The following is a 1,782-nucleotide window of genomic DNA, read 5'->3' on the forward strand; positions in this document are numbered from 1 at the left end:
GTGGGTGCGGCGAGCCGATGCGCTAATGTTTCATCCGCGGCACCGCCGCGACGCGTGATTGGCGCAGTGGTAGCGCACCTCGTTCACACCGAGGGGGTCACTGGTTCGAACCCAGTATCACGCACCACCTCGAAAAGGCCGTCTGACCTGCTGCGAAGCAGATCAGACGGCCTTTTCTGGCATGGCTCTGCATCGGGGATGCGTCGGATCGGAACGAGGCGTACGCGCCTGGTCCTGCTGTTGCGTTCAGTGCGGCGCGCTGAGGTACCACCGATGTCCGAAGGGATCGCGGAAGACCGCGATCCGGCCTGCCAGCGAGTCGTCCTCAGGGCCACGGTCCATCGAGATCCCCGCGGCCACGACTCGCTCGACCAACGTGTCGACGTCGTCCACGCTCAGATGCAGGGTCACCGCCGCGCCCTCGTTCGCAGACGGGGCGGCAACACCGATCTCGGGGAACTCATCGGCCATCATCCAGCGTGCTCGGTCGATGCTCATCTCGACGTGGCCGATCCGGCCGTCGGGCATCTCGATCGGGTCGTAGGTCACCTCCGCGCCGAGCGTCTCGACGTACCAGGCGATCGCGGAGCGGGCATCGGCGACGCACAGATACGGGGTCAGCTCACTCATGGTCTTCTCCTTCGTCGCTCAGGTGCTGCATGAACGACCACAGCCCACCCTCGGCGTCGCGCGCGCCGAACTCGCGTACGCCGTAGGCCATGTTCGTCGGCTCATAGACGATCTCACCGCCGGCCTCGCACACCCGCGCATAGTGAGCCTCGACGTCGTCCACGTCGACCGCGATGCAATGGCTGGCGGCACCGAGGGTGGCGGGCGAGGCGAGCCTGAACTCGGCGGTCTCGCGGTGCATCCAGATCAGGCCGTCGCCCGCGTACACCTCTCCATGGGTCACTCTGCCGTCCTCGTCTCGCGTAAGCTCGCCGGGTGCGAACCCGAAGACCTCGACCAGGTGGCGCTGCGCTGCCTCGATGTCTCGGTAGACGAGCAAGGTCAGCCGGCGGGTGATCGCGGACTCCGGGTCGGGCAGCTCGGTGAGTACGCCCACCAGCTGCTCGTCGGTCGGCACCTGCCCGCTCATCAAGCGCTCCTCGACGGTACGAACCCGCTCGCGCTGTCTGGCGAGCTCTCCGATCCTGCGGTCCAGGTCGGCGAGGTGACGGCTGGTGAGGGTCAGCAGGTCCGCGCCCTCTGGATCCAGATCGGCGACCGGGGTGCCGAGCTCGCGCAACAGCCGGATCCGGTAGAGCCGGTTGATGTGCTCGGCGCCGTACCGGCGGCGCCCACCGCCGTCGCGCGCCGGCTTCAGCAGACCGAGCTCCTCGTAGTAGCGGAGAGTGCGCTCGGTGACCCCGGTACGCCGGGCCACCTCTCCGATCGTGGCGTCCATGATCACGACGGTAGAACCTCACGTCACGTGAGGAGCAAGGCCTCGGACGTCATTTCGTCGTTATCGTGAGCTGCGGCCGATGACGCGCCCTCACCGCGGAAGCTCGGGGGAGTCCGTTGCCGGTTCGGTCCGTAGGGTGGGAGCAGAGGAGGGTGACATGGTGAGCGATCGCGATCGGAACGATCAAGGGCGTGCGGAACAGGCGCGACCGCGTGACGCACTCGGACGCCCTTTGCCGTACGGCGCGCCCGGGGTCGAGCCCATCTCCGAAGAGCCGCGGCCGCCGGAGGAGACCATCGCGTACGCCCGCGAGCTCCTGGACGAAGGTCGTCCCTTCGCGGCCCACGAGGCTCTCGAGGTCCGGTGGAAGTCGG

Annotated in this window: 2 protein-coding genes and 1 tRNA gene; 1 reads left to right on the forward strand and 2 read right to left on the reverse strand. The window is 67.8% G+C overall.

Annotated elements, in window-relative coordinates; genetic code table 11:
• The first annotated feature begins 52 nt into the window (after positions 1–52).
• Positions 53–127 (forward strand) — tRNA-Val (locus tag ACRDPS_RS24410).
• A gap of 119 nt (positions 128–246) precedes the next feature.
• On the opposite strand, the gene ACRDPS_RS24415 is transcribed toward ACRDPS_RS24410, so the two are convergent.
• On the reverse strand, positions 247–630 hold the full coding sequence (locus tag ACRDPS_RS24415) for a VOC family protein (protein WP_431504267.1): 384 nt from the start codon (positions 628–630) through the stop codon (positions 247–249).
• Positions 623–1,408 carry a MerR family transcriptional regulator gene (locus ACRDPS_RS24420; RefSeq protein WP_431504268.1) on the reverse strand — a complete coding sequence of 262 codons (786 nt, stop codon included), beginning with the start codon at positions 1,406–1,408 and terminating at the stop codon, positions 623–625. Before ACRDPS_RS24420 ends, ACRDPS_RS24415 begins: the two co-directional genes overlap by 8 nt.
• Positions 1,409–1,782: the final 374 nt, after the last annotated feature.

Source organism: Nocardioides sp. (assembly GCF_050699375.1).
GTDB lineage: Bacteria > Actinomycetota > Actinomycetes > Propionibacteriales > Nocardioidaceae > Nocardioides.